Raw genomic sequence first — 17,024 nt, 5'->3', positions numbered from 1 at the left:
AAAAAAGCCCCGCCGATGCGGGGCTTGTTTGTCTCGGGCTCGCGCCTTAGCTTGCACGAGCCAGGGGCTGCTCCGGAGTGAGGTAGAGGGAGAAGTCCTCTATCCCCGCCTTCAGGGCGGCAAAGCAGTCGGGGTCGATGGCCGTGCCCAGGTTTTCCGCCATCATCTCCAGGGCCCGCGGCACCGGGATGGCATCCCGATAGGGGCGCTTGGCGGTGATGGCATCGAAGATGTCGGCGGTGGTGATGATGCGCGTCTCCAGGGTGATCGCCTCCCCCTTGAGCCCCTTGGGGTAGCCCTTGCCGTCGAGTCGCTCATGGTGGGCGCCAGCCACCTGGGCCAGCTCCTCGAAGGCGCCGATGCGGCTCAGGATCTCCTCGGTGTAGGCGGCATGCATCTGCACCGCCGCCCACTCCTGCTCGTCAAGCTTGCCCGGCTTGTCGAGGATGGCGTTGCTCACCCCGAGCTTGCCCACGTCGTGGAGCAGGGCACCCCGCTTGAGCCAGCGTCGCCGCGCCTCGGACATCCCCATCTGGGCGGCGAGGATGTCGGTATAGAGCGCCACCCTGCCGCTGTGCCCCGCGGTATAGGGGCTCTTGGAGTCCACCACCTGGCCGAAGGCCGCCGCTATCTCGTCCAGATAATCCTCATCCAGCGCCACCTCCCCCTGCCCCGCCGGGTGGGCGAAGACCCGCTCCGCCAACGCGGGATCCGCCAGCCCTTGCCAGAAGGCGTCGTCGGCCAGCGCCTCGAAGGCCCTGACCAGGGCGGGATCAAACCAGTTGCCGCTGCGCTCGCGCAGCTCCCTCATCGCCGCGTCCGGCCCGGCGGCGGCGTGAAACACGTCCACCACCTGACAGAGCAGGGCGATGCGGGAGAAGAGCGGGATGGCCTCTCCCGCCAGTTGTTGCGGCCGCCCTTTGCCGCTCCAGTGCTCATCCAGGGAGAGGATCCCATGGGCCACCTCGTCGCTGAAACGCAACTGGCGGGCGATGTCCGCCCCCCGGTGGCAGCGGGTCAGGATCAGCTCGTTGGCTATCTGATCCCCGTTGCGAAAGATGTGGAACAGGCTGCGAAAACGGCCCAGCAGATCCGCCTGCAAGCCGGTGTGGCCCAGCACGAAGTTGACCACCTCGGAGAGGGAGCCATCCACCAGCTTGAAATCGCGCTTGAAGTGAAGATCGTCGGTGAGATAGAGCTCGCAGATGCGGGCGGCATTGCTGCTGCACCCCAGATCCTTGAGCAACAGGGTGTAGTAGAGGTCGTGGCGCTGCCGGGCATCCAGTCCCAGTTGCTCCCCCAGACGAGAGCCTATCCAGCAGCAGCGGATGCAGTGGCCTCTCGGCTGCCCTTCCGTCATGTCCAGGGCATGGCTGAGAGAACCAATCAGCTCTGCCAAACGCAATCCATTTACCGTCATAGCCCACTCCCTCTACATCGGGGCGTACTTGCCCGCAGGCATGTATAGCATTTGTCGGGAGTAAAGGATCAGGGGCGCGACAAATTATGCCTGCACCGCTCCCCGGCTTGCCGCCGCATCGCGCTGCTCGCGGCTCAGGGTCGAGACCAGTTTGTCATCCAGATAGAGATCCAGTCGCTCCCCGCGCATCTCTCCCCGCATCAGGCTGCGCTGACCGTCGATGTAGTGGATCTCCATCTGGGCGGTGCGCTCGTCCGGGTAGCTCACCTGTACCTCGCGCACCCCTTGGGGTAGCAGGGCCAGCGGCACCTGGTTGAGGGCAGGATCCAGGTGCTGGTTCACCTTGATGATCGCATCGCTCTTCTGATCCACCAGGGCGGGCGACTTGCCGGTAATGGGGTTCTTGCCGGACCAGAATTCGATGGTGTTGAACACGAAGAGATCCGCCGTGGCCGCCAGGCCATAGACGGGGGAAAAGAGCACGAAGACGCCGGCACGGCCATAGCGGTTGTCCACCACACTGAGGTTGCCCTTGGTCACCATGGAAGAGAGGCCCATCTGGCCCATGCAACCACCGAGCCCCAGGCTCGCCCCCATTCCCAGCAGCAGGGCCAGTGCCCTGCCTCTCTGTCGTACTGCCATTGTTGTCTACCTGCTCAATAAAAAGGAGGCGGCAGCCTAAACAAGGGGGCCGGGCGGCACAATGACGAAGGGGGGCCTCATACAGCCAGGGTTCAGCCTGGCCGTCCGATCGCTCACTCTGTTGGCAATCTTGCGGTCAGCCCCTCAGATGGAGAGGGCCGACACCGTCTGGGAGACCCTGTCCGCCTCCTGGTGGATCTCGCTCATCAGCTTGTCCACGCCGGCGATCTGCTGCTTGCCGAGTTCGGCGCTGCCCGCCACCCCGGCCATGTCGTCGGTCACCCTGGCGGTCAGCTCGCGGTTCTTCTGCACCACCCTGGCGATCTCGTCGGTAGAGAGTGACGTGCGGGCGGCCAGCTGGCGCACCTCGTCCGCCACCACCGCAAACCCGCGCCCCTGCTCCCCTGCCCGCGCCGCCTCGATGGCGGCGTTCAGGGCCAGCAGATTGGTCTGATCGGCGATGGCGCTGATGGTCGAGACGATGGCCTCGATACTTCTGGACTGCTCGTTGAGCTGGCCGATGAGGGCGATGGCCTCATCCACCTGGGAGGCGATGAGGGAAGAGGTCTGCACCACGGCACGCAGCAAGCCCGCCCCCTCCTCTGCGCTGTGCAGGGTCTCCTGGGCGGTGCTGTGTGCCAGGCGGGCGGCCTCCCGGGTGGCGTGGTTCTGCTCGATGCGCGCGGTGATGTCGCTGGCGAACTTCACCACCCGCACCACCTTGCCGCTGCCATCCCGGATGGGGTTGTAGGTCGCCTCCAGCCAGACGGCCTGCCCCCGGCTGTCGTGGCGCATGAAGAGGCCGGATTTGAACTGGCCCCGGGCCAGTTCTTCCCAGAAACGGGGCTGCTCGCGCAGAAAGGCCTCGTCACAGAATATCCTGTGGTGCCTGCCCGCGATCTCCCCCAGGGTGTAACCCATGACGCTCAGGAAGTTGGCATTGGCATGGAGGATGTCGCCGTTCGGGGTGAACTCGATCATGGCCCGGGAGCGGTCCAACGCCTCGGTCAGCGCCTCGAGCCGCCCAAGCCGCTGGTGCTGTTCGGTGACGTCGCTGGCAATCTTGAGTACCCGGGTCACCCGGCCCTGGTGCTTCACCGGGAAATAGGTCGCCTCCAGCCAGCGCGTCTCCCCCTGCCGGTTCACGCGCTCGAAGGTGCCTGACTGCACCTCCCCCTGAGCGAGACGCCGCCAGAACTGGCGATAGTCACCGGACTCCCCCCAGGCCCTTGGACAGAGCTGGCTGTGGGGCTGCCCAATCAGTTCGGTGGCACCATATCCCATCAGGGCCAGGAAAGGGGTGCTCGCCTCCTGGATGATCCCCTCCGGGCTGAAGATGACGGTAGCGGCACCCGCCTTGATCGCCTCTATGATGCCCTGCTCCTCGTCGAGCCGGATCTGACATGCCTGCAACTGCGCTTTGAGCTTCTGATTGAACATGACACTTCTTCCTCGTTGACCATCCCCATGGGCACCACGGCCTCACCCACAGAGGGTATCGGCACCGCCAGCGCCGACATAAGTGGTCGGACGACTGAAACGAATGGGGCGCGCAGTGTATAGAAAAGCGGCGATGCCGCCAAGGGCTCCCAATACGCAGCCCAGGCGAAAGAGGATCAGCCCGGCGGTGAAAAAGGCGGCTAGCGAGCGGGAACGCACTCAAGACAGGCGGGATTGGCGGCAAAGCCGAACTGCTCGCCGTGCTCTGCCCACCCGGTACCAGCAAAAGAGAAAGGGGCCCTGGGCCCCTTTCTCGTCACTGCCTCAACCGGCGTTGGTGTCAGTGCCTCACCGGCTCAGGCGGTTTTCACGCACTTCTGGATAAAGCTGTTCTTGGCCGCCCCGGCGAGCTTCTTGTCCGCTGCCGCCTTCTCGCACTGGGTCGCCTTGTCGGCGGCCCCGTTCGTCTTCACGCACTTCTGGATAAAGCTGTTCTTGGCAGCACCGGCCAGCTTCTTGTCGGCGGCCGCTTTCTCACACTGGCTCGCCTTGGCACTGGCGGAGGCATCCTTGACGCACTTGCCCACAAAGCTGGTCTTGGCGGCGCCCGCCAGCTTCTTCACCGCCGCCTGGGCCTCGCACTCTTGCTGCGCGCCTGAGGTCGCGCTCTGGGCTACCCCCATTCCCATGCCCATGACCGTCACACACAGGCTCAACACCATCAGGATCCGCTTCATATGTCACACTCCCATCGTTCTATCCATTGTGGTTGGCCCCCACTCACGCGGGCCAAACGAGGCACCCTTGCCTCGCTGCACTATAGTCCCCCCGCTTGATGACAACCAAAGTGCCGCCGTGCTCGCAAGGCCCCAGCTTCTTCTGTTCACCTCCATCGTCTTACCAAGAGACGACGATTGGTGAGCTGGCGCAAAAAATCCAGTCGTTCCCTGCGGTTGCGCCAACTTTTGACTGGTTTACGTATGAGGCTTGAGGATATGCTGGTCATTCGGCGCCTATAGCACCATCCGGGCCCCGCCCGCTGGTTGATGGAGCGCATTGGAAGCTGTAATCCAGGGGCGGTAGCGTGGAGCGAGGGATAACTTTGAAGTTAATAACCAAAATTAAAATTTAATCTTCATAATAAAAATACATTTTTGTATAAGCAAACCCTCATAAACTATATATATTAGCTAACTTTTAAAGTTCCAGTGTCGCATTAAAAACATATACATCTAAAAAACACAGGTAATTTGTCTTTCACATATAAATATAATTTCAGCCCCTCTATGCTTAACTTTAAAAAAGATACTTTCACTCAAGCACTTCGCCTGACACAAAAACAGCCATGGTTAGAAAAAAAGGTAGAGACCCTAGCCTTTATGCTCGCTGATGAATGTGACGCCGATGATAAACGAGAATTATTAATAGAGCTTTTAGATAGGTTTTTTTATATCTCAGCAAGTGAATTTCAAAAAAAACTAGAAGAATTAGCTGAGAGTATAGTGACTGACCCTGATTTAGACGATGGCTCTACCCAAATTGTAGCTATGGCGGCTGATAGCTCAGCAGACAGTTCTCAGCTTGTTTTGTATGGGTTAAAAATAATTTTAGAAAAATATGGTTGGCGTAGCTACAGGCACGTAAATACTTTTGGAAAAGCATACGCCACATACAAATCAAAAAAAAATCACAAGAACATAGTTTTGGTAGATGAGTTTGTTGGAACCGGCTTAACGGTAATTGGTCGAGTAAGTTCAATATGTCGGCAGTTTCATGATGCTAATATTGTTGATTTCTCTGTTCGAGTAAAGGTTATCGTAGCAACACAACATGGGTTCGATGCAGTGAAGGCTGCAGGAATAAATATTGAGGCTCTAGTTTTGATAAAGAAAGGGATTTCGGATTTTAACTCAGGGGAAATTTCCAACATAAAGAAAAAAGTTATGATAGATATTGAAGATATACTGTCAAAACAACATGGTGATAATAACTTGCCAAGTTTAGGTTATGGAGAGTCTGAATCCCTATATTCAAGGGATGATGGTAATACACCAAACAATGTATTTCCTATTTTTTGGTGGCCTTTTAATAAAGACAGCACAATTAGACATGTTTTACTCACAAGAGCGATGAGCGATGCATAATGAAGCTAAACAATACCGAACAAGCATTCCTTAGAATATTATTAATGTCTAATAGAAGCCTCGAATCATTCACTCTGTTCAAAAGAATGAAGATCAGCTTCTCTGAGTTCTCCTCCACTCTACGGCTTCTAAAAACAAAATCATTAGTTGAGGAAAAAGAAAACAGAATATATTTGAGTGAAGATGGCATTCGTGTAGCATTTTTAGAGAAAACCGTGAAAACTGAAAGAAAATGGCGAGATATCCCTATCAAGATGCAAGGAAAAAAGCACGAAACTAACGAACCCTACATACCTAACATTTCAAAACTTGACATTAACTTTTTCCCACTTGCCATTAAATTTTTAAAGAAGTAACATAGGAGACAGAAGCTTACAGAAGCTAGTACGATGGAGTGTAGTCGCTCCCCGGATTCAGGTCCGCGTTAGCCAACACTCTAGGACTATTTAAAAAGACAAATAGTCCTAGAGTATGACAAAAGGACTTCGTCCTTTGTGTCAGGCTATGAGCACAGGAAATTTGCGAAACGCAAATATTCCTGTGCTCATAGCTAGTTGCATAGTATAGAAGGTAGTTTCTGTAAGCTTTTTTATTATGACTAAAAAACATCTCGATGAGCAATCAGGTCTTGATTCCAGAGTGGACCATTGGGTTGACTATTTCTATAATAGAGGGGTATCACTAGAACTCATAAATGAATACAAGGTTTTTATACGCCATCTAATGAGTAAAGATCTACCAATTATATTCGAGTTAGAGCATTTATCTGAACTAATAGGAATTAAGTACCCTGAGTTTTTAAAAATAATAAATAATCCAGATGAATACTATCGTCATTTTGAAATTAAAAAAAGAAAAGGCGGTAAGAGAGAGATTTTAGCACCTCTGCCATCTCTATTGCATTGTCAGAGATGGGTATATAAAGAAATTTTAACTAAGTCAGTAGTTCACGATAATGCCCATGGGTTCATTACCAATCGTTCCATAATAACAAATGCATCCCTTCATTTAAATAAAAAATGCATACTAAAAATGGACATAAAGGATTTTTTTCCGTCTATACCTATAAACTGGGTTATAAATTACTTCAGTTCACTAGGTTATCCAAACAATGTTTCATATTATCTATCGGCTATTTGCTGCTGTGATAATGTTTTACCGCAGGGTGCTGCCACTAGTCCCTATCTATCTAACATTCTTCTTCTTAGTTTAGATGACAGACTTACTAGGCTATCTAAAAAATATAACCTTGTTTACTCCCGCTATGCTGACGATATGAATTTCTCTGGTGAATACATACCATCAAATTTTTCAAAAATAGTATCTGAAATAATCTCCTCATATGGGCTAGAGGCTAATAGCGGCAAGACTCAGCTGTTAACAAAAAGAGGGAAAAGAATTATAACCGGGCTGTCTGTGTCGGGAGATACCTTAACTATACCGCGCAATAAAAAAAGAGAAATAAGGAAAGAACTACATTATATTGAAAAATTTGGTTATCTATCTCATGCTGCCAAGCTAAAAATAAAGAACCCAGCTTACATTGACTCTCTTGAGGGTAAGCTTACATTTTGGCTACAGGTTGAACCAGATAATGCTTTTGCTAAATCAGGGCTACTGCTAATTCGGAATATACGTAAATAATCATATACCTATACATTAAAGGGAATCTAGGACACCCACCTTTCTAAGCCAGCCATTACTTGGCTGGCTTTATCTGTCATCACACACTGCGCCGACAAGAACCCGCTCAAGATCAGGCAAACACCGTTTACCCGGCGGGTCGCGTGTTTAGACGTAGCAATAAAAAGGGGTTTCCCAATTAAGAAGATATCAGGCCGCCGTGCTGGGTGATCGGACACAAAAAAACCATCCCGCCTGGGATGGTTTTTTATTGGATGGCTCGCAAGGCTCAGGCTCTCTTACCACCGTCCCTGGGGTGGCTGCTGGTTACGCGACTCCACCATGGCAATGAGGATGGCCATCAGGCTCGATATCAGCATCAGCCCAATGGCGATGGGAAACGTCACCAGGATGTAAGAGAAACGCCCGATCTCTGCCGCCGGAGAGTCCGATAGCATGATCATTGGCAGGGGGAAGACCAATAACAGGGCCAGGTAAAACATGATCCTGGCGATCATCAGGGGGGTCTTGAGGGACTGGGTCACTATTTTTCGGTACGGCCACATGATGGTTTGCTCCCTGCACTGTGGTGTTGTTGTTGTCGATATGCCGCGCCGTCGAGGCATCTGCGGCTCTGCTCGTCCATGAAGGGTGTCAAGCAGTCCCCTGATTAGCAGCCGCGGCAGGCCGGGTCAACGGGCTCCGGGGGGCCGGACATGACCCACCGACAGGGTTGTGCTGCCAGGGGCGAGCATAACAACGAGAGTACAAACCAGATTCGTAAAAACGTCGAAGCAATCACTGTCGGTGCACTTTCTGCCAGCAGGTTGTGAGGCACAACCAAAACGGGGAGTTGCGCGGTGGGCTGCGCTGTGATGCTCCCTCCCAGGCAGAGCGGTGCCCTGTGTGCGGCTCGGGTTCCCCGGCCTGCATGGCTTGGCTCTTGCTACTCAATCTGGCTAGCCGAGCCAGTGTGACTGCGCTAGTCAGTTACAGGCCGATCGCCGGGCTGCTGCGCCCCCAGCAGCGTGGTGCCGTAGGAGTTGTCCACCGTGCAGCGCCACTGGCCATCGGGCTCTTTGCGAAACACATAGGTAGCGCGCCGGGTTTCATCGATCCACCCCTCGCCGCCCGGGTAGCGCAGCCGGGTCTCCATGATCACCAGGGAATTGTCGGCCCCCTCGATCACCTCCATGGCCCCCTGAGTCACCTCAAGCTGACCGTCAAAGTAATCGGAGATGGCGGTGAAGGCGCGGCGGATGGCGGGAATGCCGCGCACCACCATGCCGGGTTTGACCACCAGGGCGGCGTCTTCGGCGTAGAAGGTCATCAGGGCGTCGAAGTCGCGCCGGGAGATGGCGGCGTCACAGGTCTCGATCAGGGTACGAAGGGGATGCGGGCTCATGCCGTGCTCCTTGTTTCAGGGGTATAGGGCGGGTTCCCCCACCCTATACCGGACATCAATACCGGACATAAAAAAATCCCCCGCTTTCGTGAAAAAGCGGGGGATCGTCAGCGTCTCATGACGGCTTAACCGAGCAGGAAGGTCTTGAGGCGGCCAAAGTCAGCGGGCAGATCGTGAGACAGGAGCGGCAGCGCGGCGTGCTTGGCGAGCGGGCCCGGCAGCGGCACATCCAGATTCAGGATCTCGTCTACCGACTCCTTGAACTTGGCCGGATGGGCGGTGCAGAGGAATACACCGACCTCGTCTTGCCCAAGCTGCTCGTTCAGCAGATCCCAGGCAATCGCCCCGTGGGGCTCGCACAGGTAATCCAGCTGATGCAGGCGCTGCAACGCATCGCGGGTCTGGGCATCATCACGCATCCCTGAGCCCAAGGTTTCCAGCGCCCAGCCCTTGCGACGGCACAGCTCTTCCACCCGCGGCCAGTTGTTGGGGCGGCTCACGTCCATGGCGTTCGACAGGGTCGCGACCGTCTGGTGCGGCTCCCACTGGCCGGTTTTCAGGTAGCGCGGCACGGTATCGTTGGCGTTGGTGGCGGCGATAAAGCGCTTCACCGGCAGCCCCAGCGCCTTGGCGATGAGACCCGCGGTGAGGTTGCCAAAGTTGCCGGACGGCACGCTGATGACCGCCTTGGCGCGATCGGCTTTCGGCAACTGGGCCACGGCTTCGAAGTAGTAGCAAACCTGGGCCAGCAGGCGGCTGATGTTGATGGAGTTGGCGGAGTTGAGGCCGATGGCTGTCTTGAGCCCTTCATCGTCGAAGGCATCTTTGACCAGCGCCTGGCAGGCATCGAAGTCACCGTCGATGGCGAGGGTGCGGATGTTGCCGCCGAGGGTGCAGAAAAGCGCCTCCTGCAGCGGGCTTATCTTGCCCTTGGGGTAGAGGATCACCACTTCAATCCCCTCCAGGCCGTAGAAGGCGTGGGCCACGGCGGCGCCGGTGTCGCCGGAGGTGGCAGTGAGGATGGTGATCTTGTCATTGGTTCTGAACGCAGCCAGACACTGGGCCATAAAGCGGCCGCCGAAATCCTTGAACGCCAGGGTCGGGCCATGGAACAGCTCGAGGGCATAGGTGCCATCTTTGAGCTTCACCAGGGGCGCCGGGAAGGTGAAAGCAGCGTCGATAAGCTCGCTCACCTTGGCAGCCGGTACTTCGTCACCCAGCAGGTGGCTCAGGATGCGGGCCGAGCGCTCGGCCAGCGGCAGATCCAGCAGGGCATCCACGTCGGCCAGCGGCTCCAGGGTCTCTGGGAAGAACAGCCCCTGCTCGCGGCCCAGACCCTGACGCACCGCCTGCGCGAAGCTCACCTGTTCACTCTTGTCCTTGATGTTGTAAAGATTCATAGCTCGCTTCCTGTTACCCGTGCCCCGGCCATGTCCAGTTTGCAGACCCGGGCAAATCCATCTTCATTGCGCACGAAGTGCGCTTCCATCCACTCTTTCATGCGTTCGGCCTGGGCCAGATCCTTCATCACCACGAACACGGTGGGACCGGACCCCGAGATGCCGGTGGCCAGCGCCCCGTTCTGGGCCCCCTGGGCCCGCACCTCGTTGAAACCTTCAATCAGGGCCGCGCGATAAGGCTCGGCGATCACGTCTTTCAAGACGCTGGCGGCCAGCCCTTCCTGGCGGCTGTAGCTGGCATGCACGAAGGCGGCAAGCCGGCGGCCATAGGTGAGGCAGTCCTGGCGGCGATACTGGGCCGGCAGGATGGCGCGGGCGGCGGCGGTGGAGACCACGGTGCCCGGGTAGCAGACCACCCAGTACCACTCGTCAAACACCGGGATGCCCTGGCTGATGACGCCCCCCTCCTCCAGCACCAGCTGCATGCCCCCCAGATAACAGGGCGCCACGTTGTCGTAATGGACGGAGCCGGAGATCTTCCCTTCCATCTCCCCCATCAACAGCAGCAGGTCGTGTTCATTCAGGGGCGCGCCGTGGAAGGCGTTGAGCCCTTCCAGCGCCGCCACCACGCTGCAGGCGCTCGATCCCAGGCCCGAGCCCACCGGCAGGTTCTTCTCCAGCACCATTTCCAGCGGCTTGAGACCCAGGCCGCGCTTCTCCAGCGCCTCGCCATAGGCGACCCAGCAGTCGTGGAGGATGTTCTTTTTCGGGTCGTCCGGCAACTTGTGGGCGTAACGGCCCACGGAAGAGAGAGCGAAAGGCACCTCTGCCGATTTGACCTGGACGCGGTCCCCCAGCAGGGAGCCATCCACGGGGGCGAGCGCCGCCCCCAGGACGTCAAAGCCCACGCTCAGGTTGGCGCTCGAGGCCGGGGCATAGGCCACCACGCTGCCGCCGATTTCTACATTCGGGTTCATCTCTGAACTCATGTTACAGCTCCTGCTTCCAGTTCTGGGTGCGCAGCACGTCGGCGAAGACACCGGCGGCGGTCACTTCGGTCCCTGCGCCATAGCCGCGCAGTACCAGGGGGATGGGCTGGTAATAGGTGGAGAAGAAGGCGAGCGCGTTCTCCCCGTCTTTTACCTTGAACAGGGGCTCGTCGCCACCCACCGCCTTGATGGCTACCTTGCACTTGCCACCCTCGATGGAGCCGACGTAACGCAGCACCTTGCCTTCACGCTGGGCCGCCGCGAACTGGTCGCGGAACCAGCCGTCGGCCTCGGGCAGGCGGGCCATGAAGGCTTCCACGTCGCCGCTCACGTCAAAGCCCGGCGGCAGTGCCTGCTCCACCTCCACATCGGAGAGCTCCAGCGCCATGCCGGCCTCGCGGGCCAGGATCAGAAGCTTGCGAGCCACGTCCATGCCATTCAGGTCATCGCGGGGATCCGGCTCGGTGAAGCCGTTGCCGCGGGCGATCTGGGTAGCCTCGGAGAAGGCCATCCCCTCGTCCAGCTTGCCGAAGATGAAGGAGAGCGACCCGGACAGGATGCCGTCGAAGGCGCGCAGCTTGTCGCCGGCCTTGATGAGGTTTTGCAGGTTCTCGATGACCGGCAGGCCCGCGCCCACGTTGGTCTCGTACAGGAACTTGCGACGGGTCTGGCGGGCGGTGCGGCGCAGCGCCTTGTAGTAATCGAGCGACCCGGTGTTGGCCTTCTTGTTCGGGGTGACTACGTGGAAACCGGCCCCCAGGAAATCGGCGTACTGGACGGCCACGGCTTCGCTCGAGGTGCAATCGACGATCACCGGGTTGATGAGGTGGCTCTCTTCCACCAGCTTCTTCACCGCCTCCAGGCTGAAACTGCCTTGTGCTTCCACCAGCTGTTCACGCCAGTTGGCGAGGGCCAGACCATCCTTGTTGACCGCCATCTGGCGGCTGTTGGCGATACCCACTACTCGCAGGCCAGTGCCCTGCTCGGCCAGTACCGGCTGCTGGCGGGCAATCTGATCCACCAGGGCCGCACCGACGCCGCCCACCCCGACCACGAAGAGATCGATGAACTGCTGGCTGCCAAAGAAGTTCTGGTGACACGCCTTGATGGCTTCCGCCACCTTGCCGGAGCGCACGACCGCGGAGATGGAGCGCTCGCTCGACCCTTGTGCGATGGCGACGATGTTGATGGAGGCCTGGGCCAGGGAGGTGAAGAAGCGCGCCGCCATCCCCTTGGAGGTGCGCATGCCATCGCCGATGAGGGAGATGATGGCCAGATCGGTCATGATCTCGAGCGGGTCCAGCAACTGGTTTTTGAACTCCAGCTCGAACTCGCGCTCCAGCACCTTGCGGGTCTTGTCGCTGTCGTAGCTGTGGATACAGAAGCTGACGCTGTACTCGGAGGACGACTGGGTGATCAGCACGATGCTGACCCCGGCGCGGGAGACGGCGGAGAAGATGCGACCGGCCATGCCCACCATGCCCTTCATGCCGGGACCGGAGACGTTGAACATGCACATGCCGGAGAGATCCGAGATCGCCTTCACTTTCAGATCGTCATCCCCCTGATCGACCCCGATGAGGGTACCCGGACCCTGAGGGTTGAAGCTGTTCTTGATGAGGCAGGGAATGTGGAACTGGGCCACGGGGGCGATGGTCTTCGGGTGCAGCACCTTGGCACCGAAGTAGGAGAGCTCCATCGCCTCTTTATAGGAGAGGGTTTTGAGCAGGTAGGCATCCGGTACCAGGCGCGGGTCGCAGTTGTAGCAGCCCTCCACGTCGGTCCAGATCTCGCAGCACTCGGCATCGACGCAGGCGGCCAAGACGGCTGCGGAATAGTCGGAGCCGTTGCGGCCCAGCAGCACGGTCTCGCCCTTGTCGCTGCCACCGGTGAAGCCCGGCATCAGGTAGAGACAATCAGAGCGCAGGCCCTTGGCGGCGAAGCGCACCCGGGAGGCTTCGATGTCCACATGGGCTTCGAGGTAGCCGCCATCGGTGACCAGCAACTGCTCGGGCACGATGAGATCCAGCTCGATGCCGCGCACCCGCAAGAGCTCGTGCATGAAGGCGATGGAGAGGTTCTCGCCACGGCTCAGGATGCGGGCCTGGACGTTGTCCGGGCACAGCCCCAGCAGACGAATGCCCTGCATCAGCCGCTCGACCTGATCCAGCTCGGCGGTGAGACGAGCCTGCAGCGCCTTGTCATCCAGCGCCGGATAGGCGGCTTTGAGCCCCGCCAGCAGGCGGGAGAAGATGCCGTTGATCTCGAACAGGGTACTGCTTGCATCCATGCCGCGACTGGTCTGTTCCACCAGGGCGACCAGGTGATTGGTCACCTTGGCCGGTGCCGACAGCACCAGGGCCACCTGGGATTGGCCGTGGGTATTCACCGCGATATCGGCAACCCGCAAGAAACGCTCTGCGTCGGCCAGTGACGACCCGCCAAATTTCAACACTCTCATCGCTATCTCCCTGTATTCCCTGCAAATTGATCTGCTAATAGGTCTAAAAACAATCCAACAAAAAAGGCCCGTACTGGGTGGGTACGGGCCTTTTTCTGATTTCTGTGCTTGTTCGTCAGCGCATCAACCGGCCCCAGTGCCACCTGTGGTGGTACCGGTAATAATGGTGGTGGTGATGATGTTGGTGAATAGCTGCATGACGAACACTCTTGAACGAATCTGGTTGTTAGCAATACCGCGCCCGGCGAGGGGCTGTCAACCTAAACCTCCTTGCCAAACTTGCGGGCAAGGTCTTTGCAGAGCAGATGGAGCATATTGAGATCCCGCTGCGGCAGCATGGGCACTCGGTCCATCACCCATTGATGCAGTTTTTCATCCTGCAAAACTCCGAGTTCACCAAGCAATTCTGCTGTTTTTGATTTCAGCACGCGAACCTGCCCGGCACTCTCGAAATTTTCTGCTACGTCCTGCTCGTCGCTCACTTTCTGGTCATCGAGCAGCGGACTCAGCTCATAGGCATACAGCATGATCGCCTGACCCAGGTTCAGGGACGGGTATGAGACCTTGAGAGGCAGGTAGCTGATGAGATCCACCTGGGCGAGCTGTTCGTTGGAGAGCCCGGACTCCTCGCAGCCAAACACGATGGCCACCTTCTCGAGGGAGGGCTTGGACCGGATCTGGTCGCGAATGTCCGCCGGGGTGAGGTAGTGCTGGTAGCGGCCGCGCTGCCGGGCGGTAGTGGCGACCACCAGATCCATGTCCGCCAGGGCCTCTTCCAGGGTGTCGAAGGCTTGCGCATCCGTCAGGATCTCCTGCGCCCCGTGGGCAACCCAGCTCGCCTCCTCCTCTTCGTGCACCCGGCTCCCCACCAGTCGCATGGCATCGAAGCCCATGGTCTTCATGGCGCGAGCAGCAGCCCCCACGTTGGCGGCACGGGCTGGCGATACCAGCACAAAATAGAGTTTCATCGGGTTCTCTCCAGGATGAGGCCGACGCCGCGAACTGCGGCGAACCGTCGGCAAAACAGGGGCGCAATCTACCGTTTATCCCGAAATATTGCCACTTGAACAGATGTTTGGATGTTGCCATAGTGGCCTTGGACGCGAGTCCGCCGCCTCAGGGCACTGACGCCATGGGCCCGACAGTTCACAAGGAAGAGAGAGATGCAGCAGCCATTGGAGCAGGCGGTCGCCGAGACGATCCTGCAACGTTTTGAGTCGTTTTACAGCCGCTTTCTCGAGATAACCCAGGGCAGCAAGAGCCGTTTCGAGAACAGCGACTGGCTGGGGGTGCAGCTCGCCGGTCGAGAGCGCATCCGCCTCTATGATCACCATGTCGGCGCCACCACGGCGCAGATCAAACAGATGATGGGGGAGCAGCTGCCGACCCAGGCCCTGCTCAAGCAGGTGAAAGGCGCCTTCAGCGATCTCCTGCCCCGCTGCGAGAACTTCGAGGTGGCGGAGTCCTTCTTCAATTCCGTCTATCGCCGCATCTTCCGCCATCGCAACATCCGCGACGAGAACCTTTATATCCACCCCTTCGTGAGCCGGGGTGACAAGCCAGATCTGGGATCCTTGCTGCGTATCTATCGCACCGATCTCTCCCACCTGCCCCAGACCCTGAGCCAGCTGCTCGGGGATTACAGCTTCACCCTCCCTTTCGAAGACAAGCAGCGGGACATCATGGACATCCACCGCCATCTGGCAGAGAGCGGCCCGGCCATCCTGCACGAGGAGCCCTTCGCCATCGAGCTGCTCAGGGAAGTGTTCTATCGCAACAAGGGAGCCTATCTGGTGGGGCTCATCCGGGTGAAGGGAGAAGTCTATCCCTTCATCCTGCCCTTGCTCAGCACCGGTCAGAGCATCTATGTGGACACCGTCATCTTCGAGCCGGAGCTGGCCTCCATCGTGTTCGGCTTCGCCCGCGCCTACTTCATGGTTTATGCCCCGGTACCGGCGCTCTTTGTGGCCTTCCTTCGCCAGATCATGCCCCGCAAACCGGACTATGAAATCTACAACGCCATCGGCTGCCAGAAACACGGCAAGACCGAGCTCTATCGTCACTACCAGCAGCACCTGGCCCAGAGCCGGGAGCAGTTCGTCATTGCGCCCGGCATCAAGGGGATGGTGATGAGCGTGTTCACCCTCCCCTCCTACGATGTGGTGTTCAAGGTGATAAAAGACGAGTTCACCCCGCCCAAGGAGGTGAGCCACGAGCAGGTGAAGGAGAAATACCGCCTGGTAAAACAGCACGATAGAGTGGGCCGCATGGCAGATACCCAGGAGTTCACCAACTTCGAGTTTCCCCTCGATCGCATCTCGCCGGAGCTGTTGACCGAGCTCAAGGCGGTGGCGCCCTCTGCGCTTACCCTCACCGCCGACAAGCTGGTGATCAAACACCTCTACACCGAGCGCAAGATGATCCCCCTGAACCTCTATCTGGATCAGGCGGACGAACAGCAGACCCGCCTCGCCCTGGAGGAGTACGGCAACGCCATCCGCCAGCTCGCGGCGGCCAACATCTTCCCCGGCGACATGCTGTTCAAGAACTTCGGGGTGACTCGCCACGGCAGGGTGGTCTTCTATGACTACGACGAGATCTGCTATATGACGGAGTGCAACTTCCGCCAGATCCCGCCGCCGCGCTACCCGGAGGACGAGTGGAGCGCCGAACCCTGGTATTCGGTGGCACCCAACGACATCTTCCCGGAGGAGTTCGCCACTTTCCTGCTGCAAAAACCTCAGGTGCGGGAGATCATGATGCAGTTGCACAAGGAGCTCTTCGACGCCAACTACTGGAAGATGCTGCAGAGCAACATCAAGGAGGGGATGTTCGAGGATGTCTATCCCTACCGGCGCAAGAAGCGGTTTCGCTTCCAGCGAGGGGGATGACCCGGCATCAGGCACAAAAAGGGACGCTATTGCGTCCCTTTTCACATTCTTCTGCACGCTGGCGCAGGGGCCGCCTGCGACAGCCTTTGACGAGATTCCGGCTTATTTCACGGCGTCAAAGGTCAGCAAGGTGGCCTTGTCGGCATCCTTTAGCACCAGCTGTTTGCCGCTGATCTGGAAGCTCGCCACCTTCTCCAGGGTCTGCAGGTAGTTCATCTCCTTGCCGGCCAGATCCCCCGCACACATCATGCGCGTCGACCCCATGGCGCCCAGCGTCAACACGCCGTCACCCTGCTCTGTGATGCCGCCAAAGTAGCGGTTGCAGCCGCCCTTGCCCGCCACCTTGTCACCGGCGACCTGCAGGGTGAAGGTATCACCGCTCGCCCCTTGCAGTTGCCAGGTCGATGCCTGCAATTGTGCCAGCGTGGAACCCGTAGTCATGGCGCAGCCTCCCAGGGCCAGAGCGGCCAGCAGGATCAGTTTGTTGTTCATCAGTTCACCTCGTGATGGAGCGTGTCGTAACGACACGGAGTGAGGGGCCTGTGTACCATGACTGCAGCGTCAATCAAAACTCTTTTATTGTGATCGGGGTTCCCTTTACTCCCCGCT

The 17,024-nt window shown here is 58.0% G+C and carries 15 protein-coding genes and 1 other annotated feature; of the genes, 4 read left to right on the top strand and 11 right to left on the bottom strand.

All coding sequences use genetic code 11. The features are described 5' to 3' along the window. Nucleotides 1–46 precede the first annotated feature (46 nt). The 4 genes from AB5Y53_RS14340 to AB5Y53_RS14325 form a co-directional block, all read right to left on the bottom strand. Nucleotides 47–1,420 carry an HD-GYP domain-containing protein gene (locus AB5Y53_RS14340; RefSeq protein ID WP_368182358.1) on the bottom strand — a complete coding sequence of 458 codons (1,374 nt, stop codon included), beginning with the start codon at nucleotides 1,418–1,420 and terminating at the stop codon, nucleotides 47–49. 84 nt (nucleotides 1,421–1,504) lie between these two features. Beyond that, a complete protein-coding gene (locus AB5Y53_RS14335; RefSeq protein ID WP_368182356.1) occupies nucleotides 1,505–2,062 on the bottom strand; it encodes a DUF3332 domain-containing protein in 558 nt (185 codons plus the stop codon). A gap of 144 nt (nucleotides 2,063–2,206) precedes the next feature. Then, the gene (locus tag AB5Y53_RS14330; RefSeq protein ID WP_368182355.1) at nucleotides 2,207–3,502 is read right to left on the bottom strand and encodes a methyl-accepting chemotaxis protein; all 1,296 of its coding nucleotides are present in this window, start codon (nucleotides 3,500–3,502) and stop codon (nucleotides 2,207–2,209) included. 356 nt (nucleotides 3,503–3,858) lie between these two features. Then, complete coding sequence (locus AB5Y53_RS14325) at nucleotides 3,859–4,239, bottom strand: hypothetical protein (RefSeq protein WP_301481848.1); 381 nt, start codon at nucleotides 4,237–4,239, stop codon at nucleotides 3,859–3,861. Between the two features lie 549 nt (nucleotides 4,240–4,788). Here AB5Y53_RS14325 and AB5Y53_RS14320 point away from each other — a divergent pair. The 3 genes from AB5Y53_RS14320 to AB5Y53_RS14310 all read left to right on the top strand — a co-directional run bounded on the left by AB5Y53_RS14320 (nucleotide 4,789) and on the right by AB5Y53_RS14310 (nucleotide 7,290). Beyond that, entirely contained in the window at nucleotides 4,789–5,646 is an 858-nt protein-coding gene (locus AB5Y53_RS14320) for a hypothetical protein (protein ID WP_368182354.1), read from the top strand. Further along, nucleotides 5,646–6,002, top strand: coding sequence for a hypothetical protein (locus AB5Y53_RS14315; RefSeq protein ID WP_053288252.1), 357 nt, complete (start codon nucleotides 5,646–5,648; stop codon nucleotides 6,000–6,002). Before AB5Y53_RS14320 ends, AB5Y53_RS14315 begins: the two co-directional genes overlap by 1 nt. Nucleotides 6,003–6,240: 238 nt before the next feature. Continuing rightward, nucleotides 6,241–7,290, top strand: coding sequence for a retron St85 family RNA-directed DNA polymerase (locus tag AB5Y53_RS14310; protein WP_368182352.1), 1,050 nt, complete (start codon nucleotides 6,241–6,243; stop codon nucleotides 7,288–7,290). A 278-nt stretch (nucleotides 7,291–7,568) separates the two neighbouring features. Here the strand turns inward: AB5Y53_RS14310 and AB5Y53_RS14305 are convergent, their stop codons facing one another. From AB5Y53_RS14305 to AB5Y53_RS14280, 6 genes are all read right to left on the bottom strand, one after another. After that, complete coding sequence (locus AB5Y53_RS14305) at nucleotides 7,569–7,835, bottom strand: hypothetical protein (RefSeq protein ID WP_041214771.1); 267 nt, start codon at nucleotides 7,833–7,835, stop codon at nucleotides 7,569–7,571. Between the two features lie 416 nt (nucleotides 7,836–8,251). Beyond that, on the bottom strand, nucleotides 8,252–8,674 hold the full coding sequence (locus tag AB5Y53_RS14300) for a DUF4440 domain-containing protein (protein ID WP_368182351.1): 423 nt from the start codon (nucleotides 8,672–8,674) through the stop codon (nucleotides 8,252–8,254). A 125-nt stretch (nucleotides 8,675–8,799) separates the two neighbouring features. After that, nucleotides 8,800–10,074 (bottom strand): threonine synthase, encoded by a 1,275-nt coding sequence (gene thrC, locus AB5Y53_RS14295; RefSeq protein ID WP_324021520.1) that lies wholly within the window; start codon nucleotides 10,072–10,074, stop codon nucleotides 8,800–8,802. Continuing rightward, entirely contained in the window at nucleotides 10,071–11,063 is a 993-nt protein-coding gene (gene thrB / locus AB5Y53_RS14290; protein WP_029314022.1) for a homoserine kinase, read from the bottom strand. The genes thrC and thrB overlap by 4 nt, the downstream gene beginning before the upstream one ends. Nucleotide 11,064: 1 nt before the next feature. Further along, nucleotides 11,065–13,524: a bifunctional aspartate kinase/homoserine dehydrogenase I gene (thrA, locus tag AB5Y53_RS14285; RefSeq protein ID WP_104451710.1), complete on the bottom strand. Its 2,460-nt coding sequence runs from the start codon at nucleotides 13,522–13,524 to the stop codon at nucleotides 11,065–11,067. A gap of 57 nt (nucleotides 13,525–13,581) precedes the next feature. Then, nucleotides 13,582–13,712: a sequence feature (Thr leader region), on the bottom strand. A gap of 72 nt (nucleotides 13,713–13,784) precedes the next feature. Beyond that, nucleotides 13,785–14,492: a tRNA/rRNA methyltransferase gene (locus AB5Y53_RS14280; protein ID WP_323952380.1), complete on the bottom strand. Its 708-nt coding sequence runs from the start codon at nucleotides 14,490–14,492 to the stop codon at nucleotides 13,785–13,787. A gap of 195 nt (nucleotides 14,493–14,687) precedes the next feature. On the opposite strand from AB5Y53_RS14280, the gene aceK reads away from it, so the two are divergent. Then, nucleotides 14,688–16,415, top strand: coding sequence for a bifunctional isocitrate dehydrogenase kinase/phosphatase (aceK, locus tag AB5Y53_RS14275; protein ID WP_010673586.1), 1,728 nt, complete (start codon nucleotides 14,688–14,690; stop codon nucleotides 16,413–16,415). A gap of 102 nt (nucleotides 16,416–16,517) precedes the next feature. On the opposite strand, the gene AB5Y53_RS14270 is transcribed toward aceK, so the two are convergent. Further along, nucleotides 16,518–16,907, bottom strand: a complete 390-nt coding sequence (locus AB5Y53_RS14270; RefSeq protein WP_039039356.1) for an META domain-containing protein — start codon at nucleotides 16,905–16,907, stop codon at nucleotides 16,518–16,520. Nucleotides 16,908–17,024 lie beyond the last annotated feature (117 nt).

Source organism: Aeromonas sp. R7-5, from assembly GCF_040908015.1.
Taxonomy (GTDB): Bacteria; Pseudomonadota; Gammaproteobacteria; order Enterobacterales; family Aeromonadaceae; genus Aeromonas; species Aeromonas caviae.
Note: the sequence above shows the minus strand (reverse complement) of the source record. Positions and strands in the feature narration are given on the sequence as shown.

Bases quoted from the DNA above. Each gene is read 5' to 3' on its own strand.
- AB5Y53_RS14320 (WP_368182354.1), top strand. From the start codon at position 4,789: ATGCTTAACTTTAAAAAAGATACTTTCACTCAAGCACTTCGCCTGACA.
- AB5Y53_RS14310 (WP_368182352.1), top strand. From the start codon at position 6,241: ATGACTAAAAAACATCTCGATGAGCAATCAGGTCTTGATTCCAGAGTG.
- thrC (WP_324021520.1), bottom strand. From the start codon at position 10,074: ATGAATCTTTACAACATCAAGGACAAGAGTGAACAGGTGAGCTTCGCG.
- thrB (WP_029314022.1), bottom strand. From the start codon at position 11,063: ATGAGTTCAGAGATGAACCCGAATGTAGAAATCGGCGGCAGCGTGGTG.
- AB5Y53_RS14305 (WP_041214771.1), bottom strand. From the start codon at position 7,835: ATGTGGCCGTACCGAAAAATAGTGACCCAGTCCCTCAAGACCCCCCTG.
- thrA (WP_104451710.1), bottom strand. From the start codon at position 13,524: ATGAGAGTGTTGAAATTTGGCGGGTCGTCACTGGCCGACGCAGAGCGT.
- AB5Y53_RS14335 (WP_368182356.1), bottom strand. From the start codon at position 2,062: ATGGCAGTACGACAGAGAGGCAGGGCACTGGCCCTGCTGCTGGGAATG.
- AB5Y53_RS14340 (WP_368182358.1), bottom strand. From the start codon at position 1,420: ATGACGGTAAATGGATTGCGTTTGGCAGAGCTGATTGGTTCTCTCAGC.
- aceK (WP_010673586.1), top strand. From the start codon at position 14,688: ATGCAGCAGCCATTGGAGCAGGCGGTCGCCGAGACGATCCTGCAACGT.
- AB5Y53_RS14325 (WP_301481848.1), bottom strand. From the start codon at position 4,239: ATGAAGCGGATCCTGATGGTGTTGAGCCTGTGTGTGACGGTCATGGGC.
- AB5Y53_RS14330 (WP_368182355.1), bottom strand. From the start codon at position 3,502: ATGTTCAATCAGAAGCTCAAAGCGCAGTTGCAGGCATGTCAGATCCGG.
- AB5Y53_RS14315 (WP_053288252.1), top strand. From the start codon at position 5,646: ATGAAGCTAAACAATACCGAACAAGCATTCCTTAGAATATTATTAATG.
- AB5Y53_RS14300 (WP_368182351.1), bottom strand. From the start codon at position 8,674: ATGAGCCCGCATCCCCTTCGTACCCTGATCGAGACCTGTGACGCCGCC.
- AB5Y53_RS14280 (WP_323952380.1), bottom strand. From the start codon at position 14,492: ATGAAACTCTATTTTGTGCTGGTATCGCCAGCCCGTGCCGCCAACGTG.
- AB5Y53_RS14270 (WP_039039356.1), bottom strand. From the start codon at position 16,907: ATGAACAACAAACTGATCCTGCTGGCCGCTCTGGCCCTGGGAGGCTGC.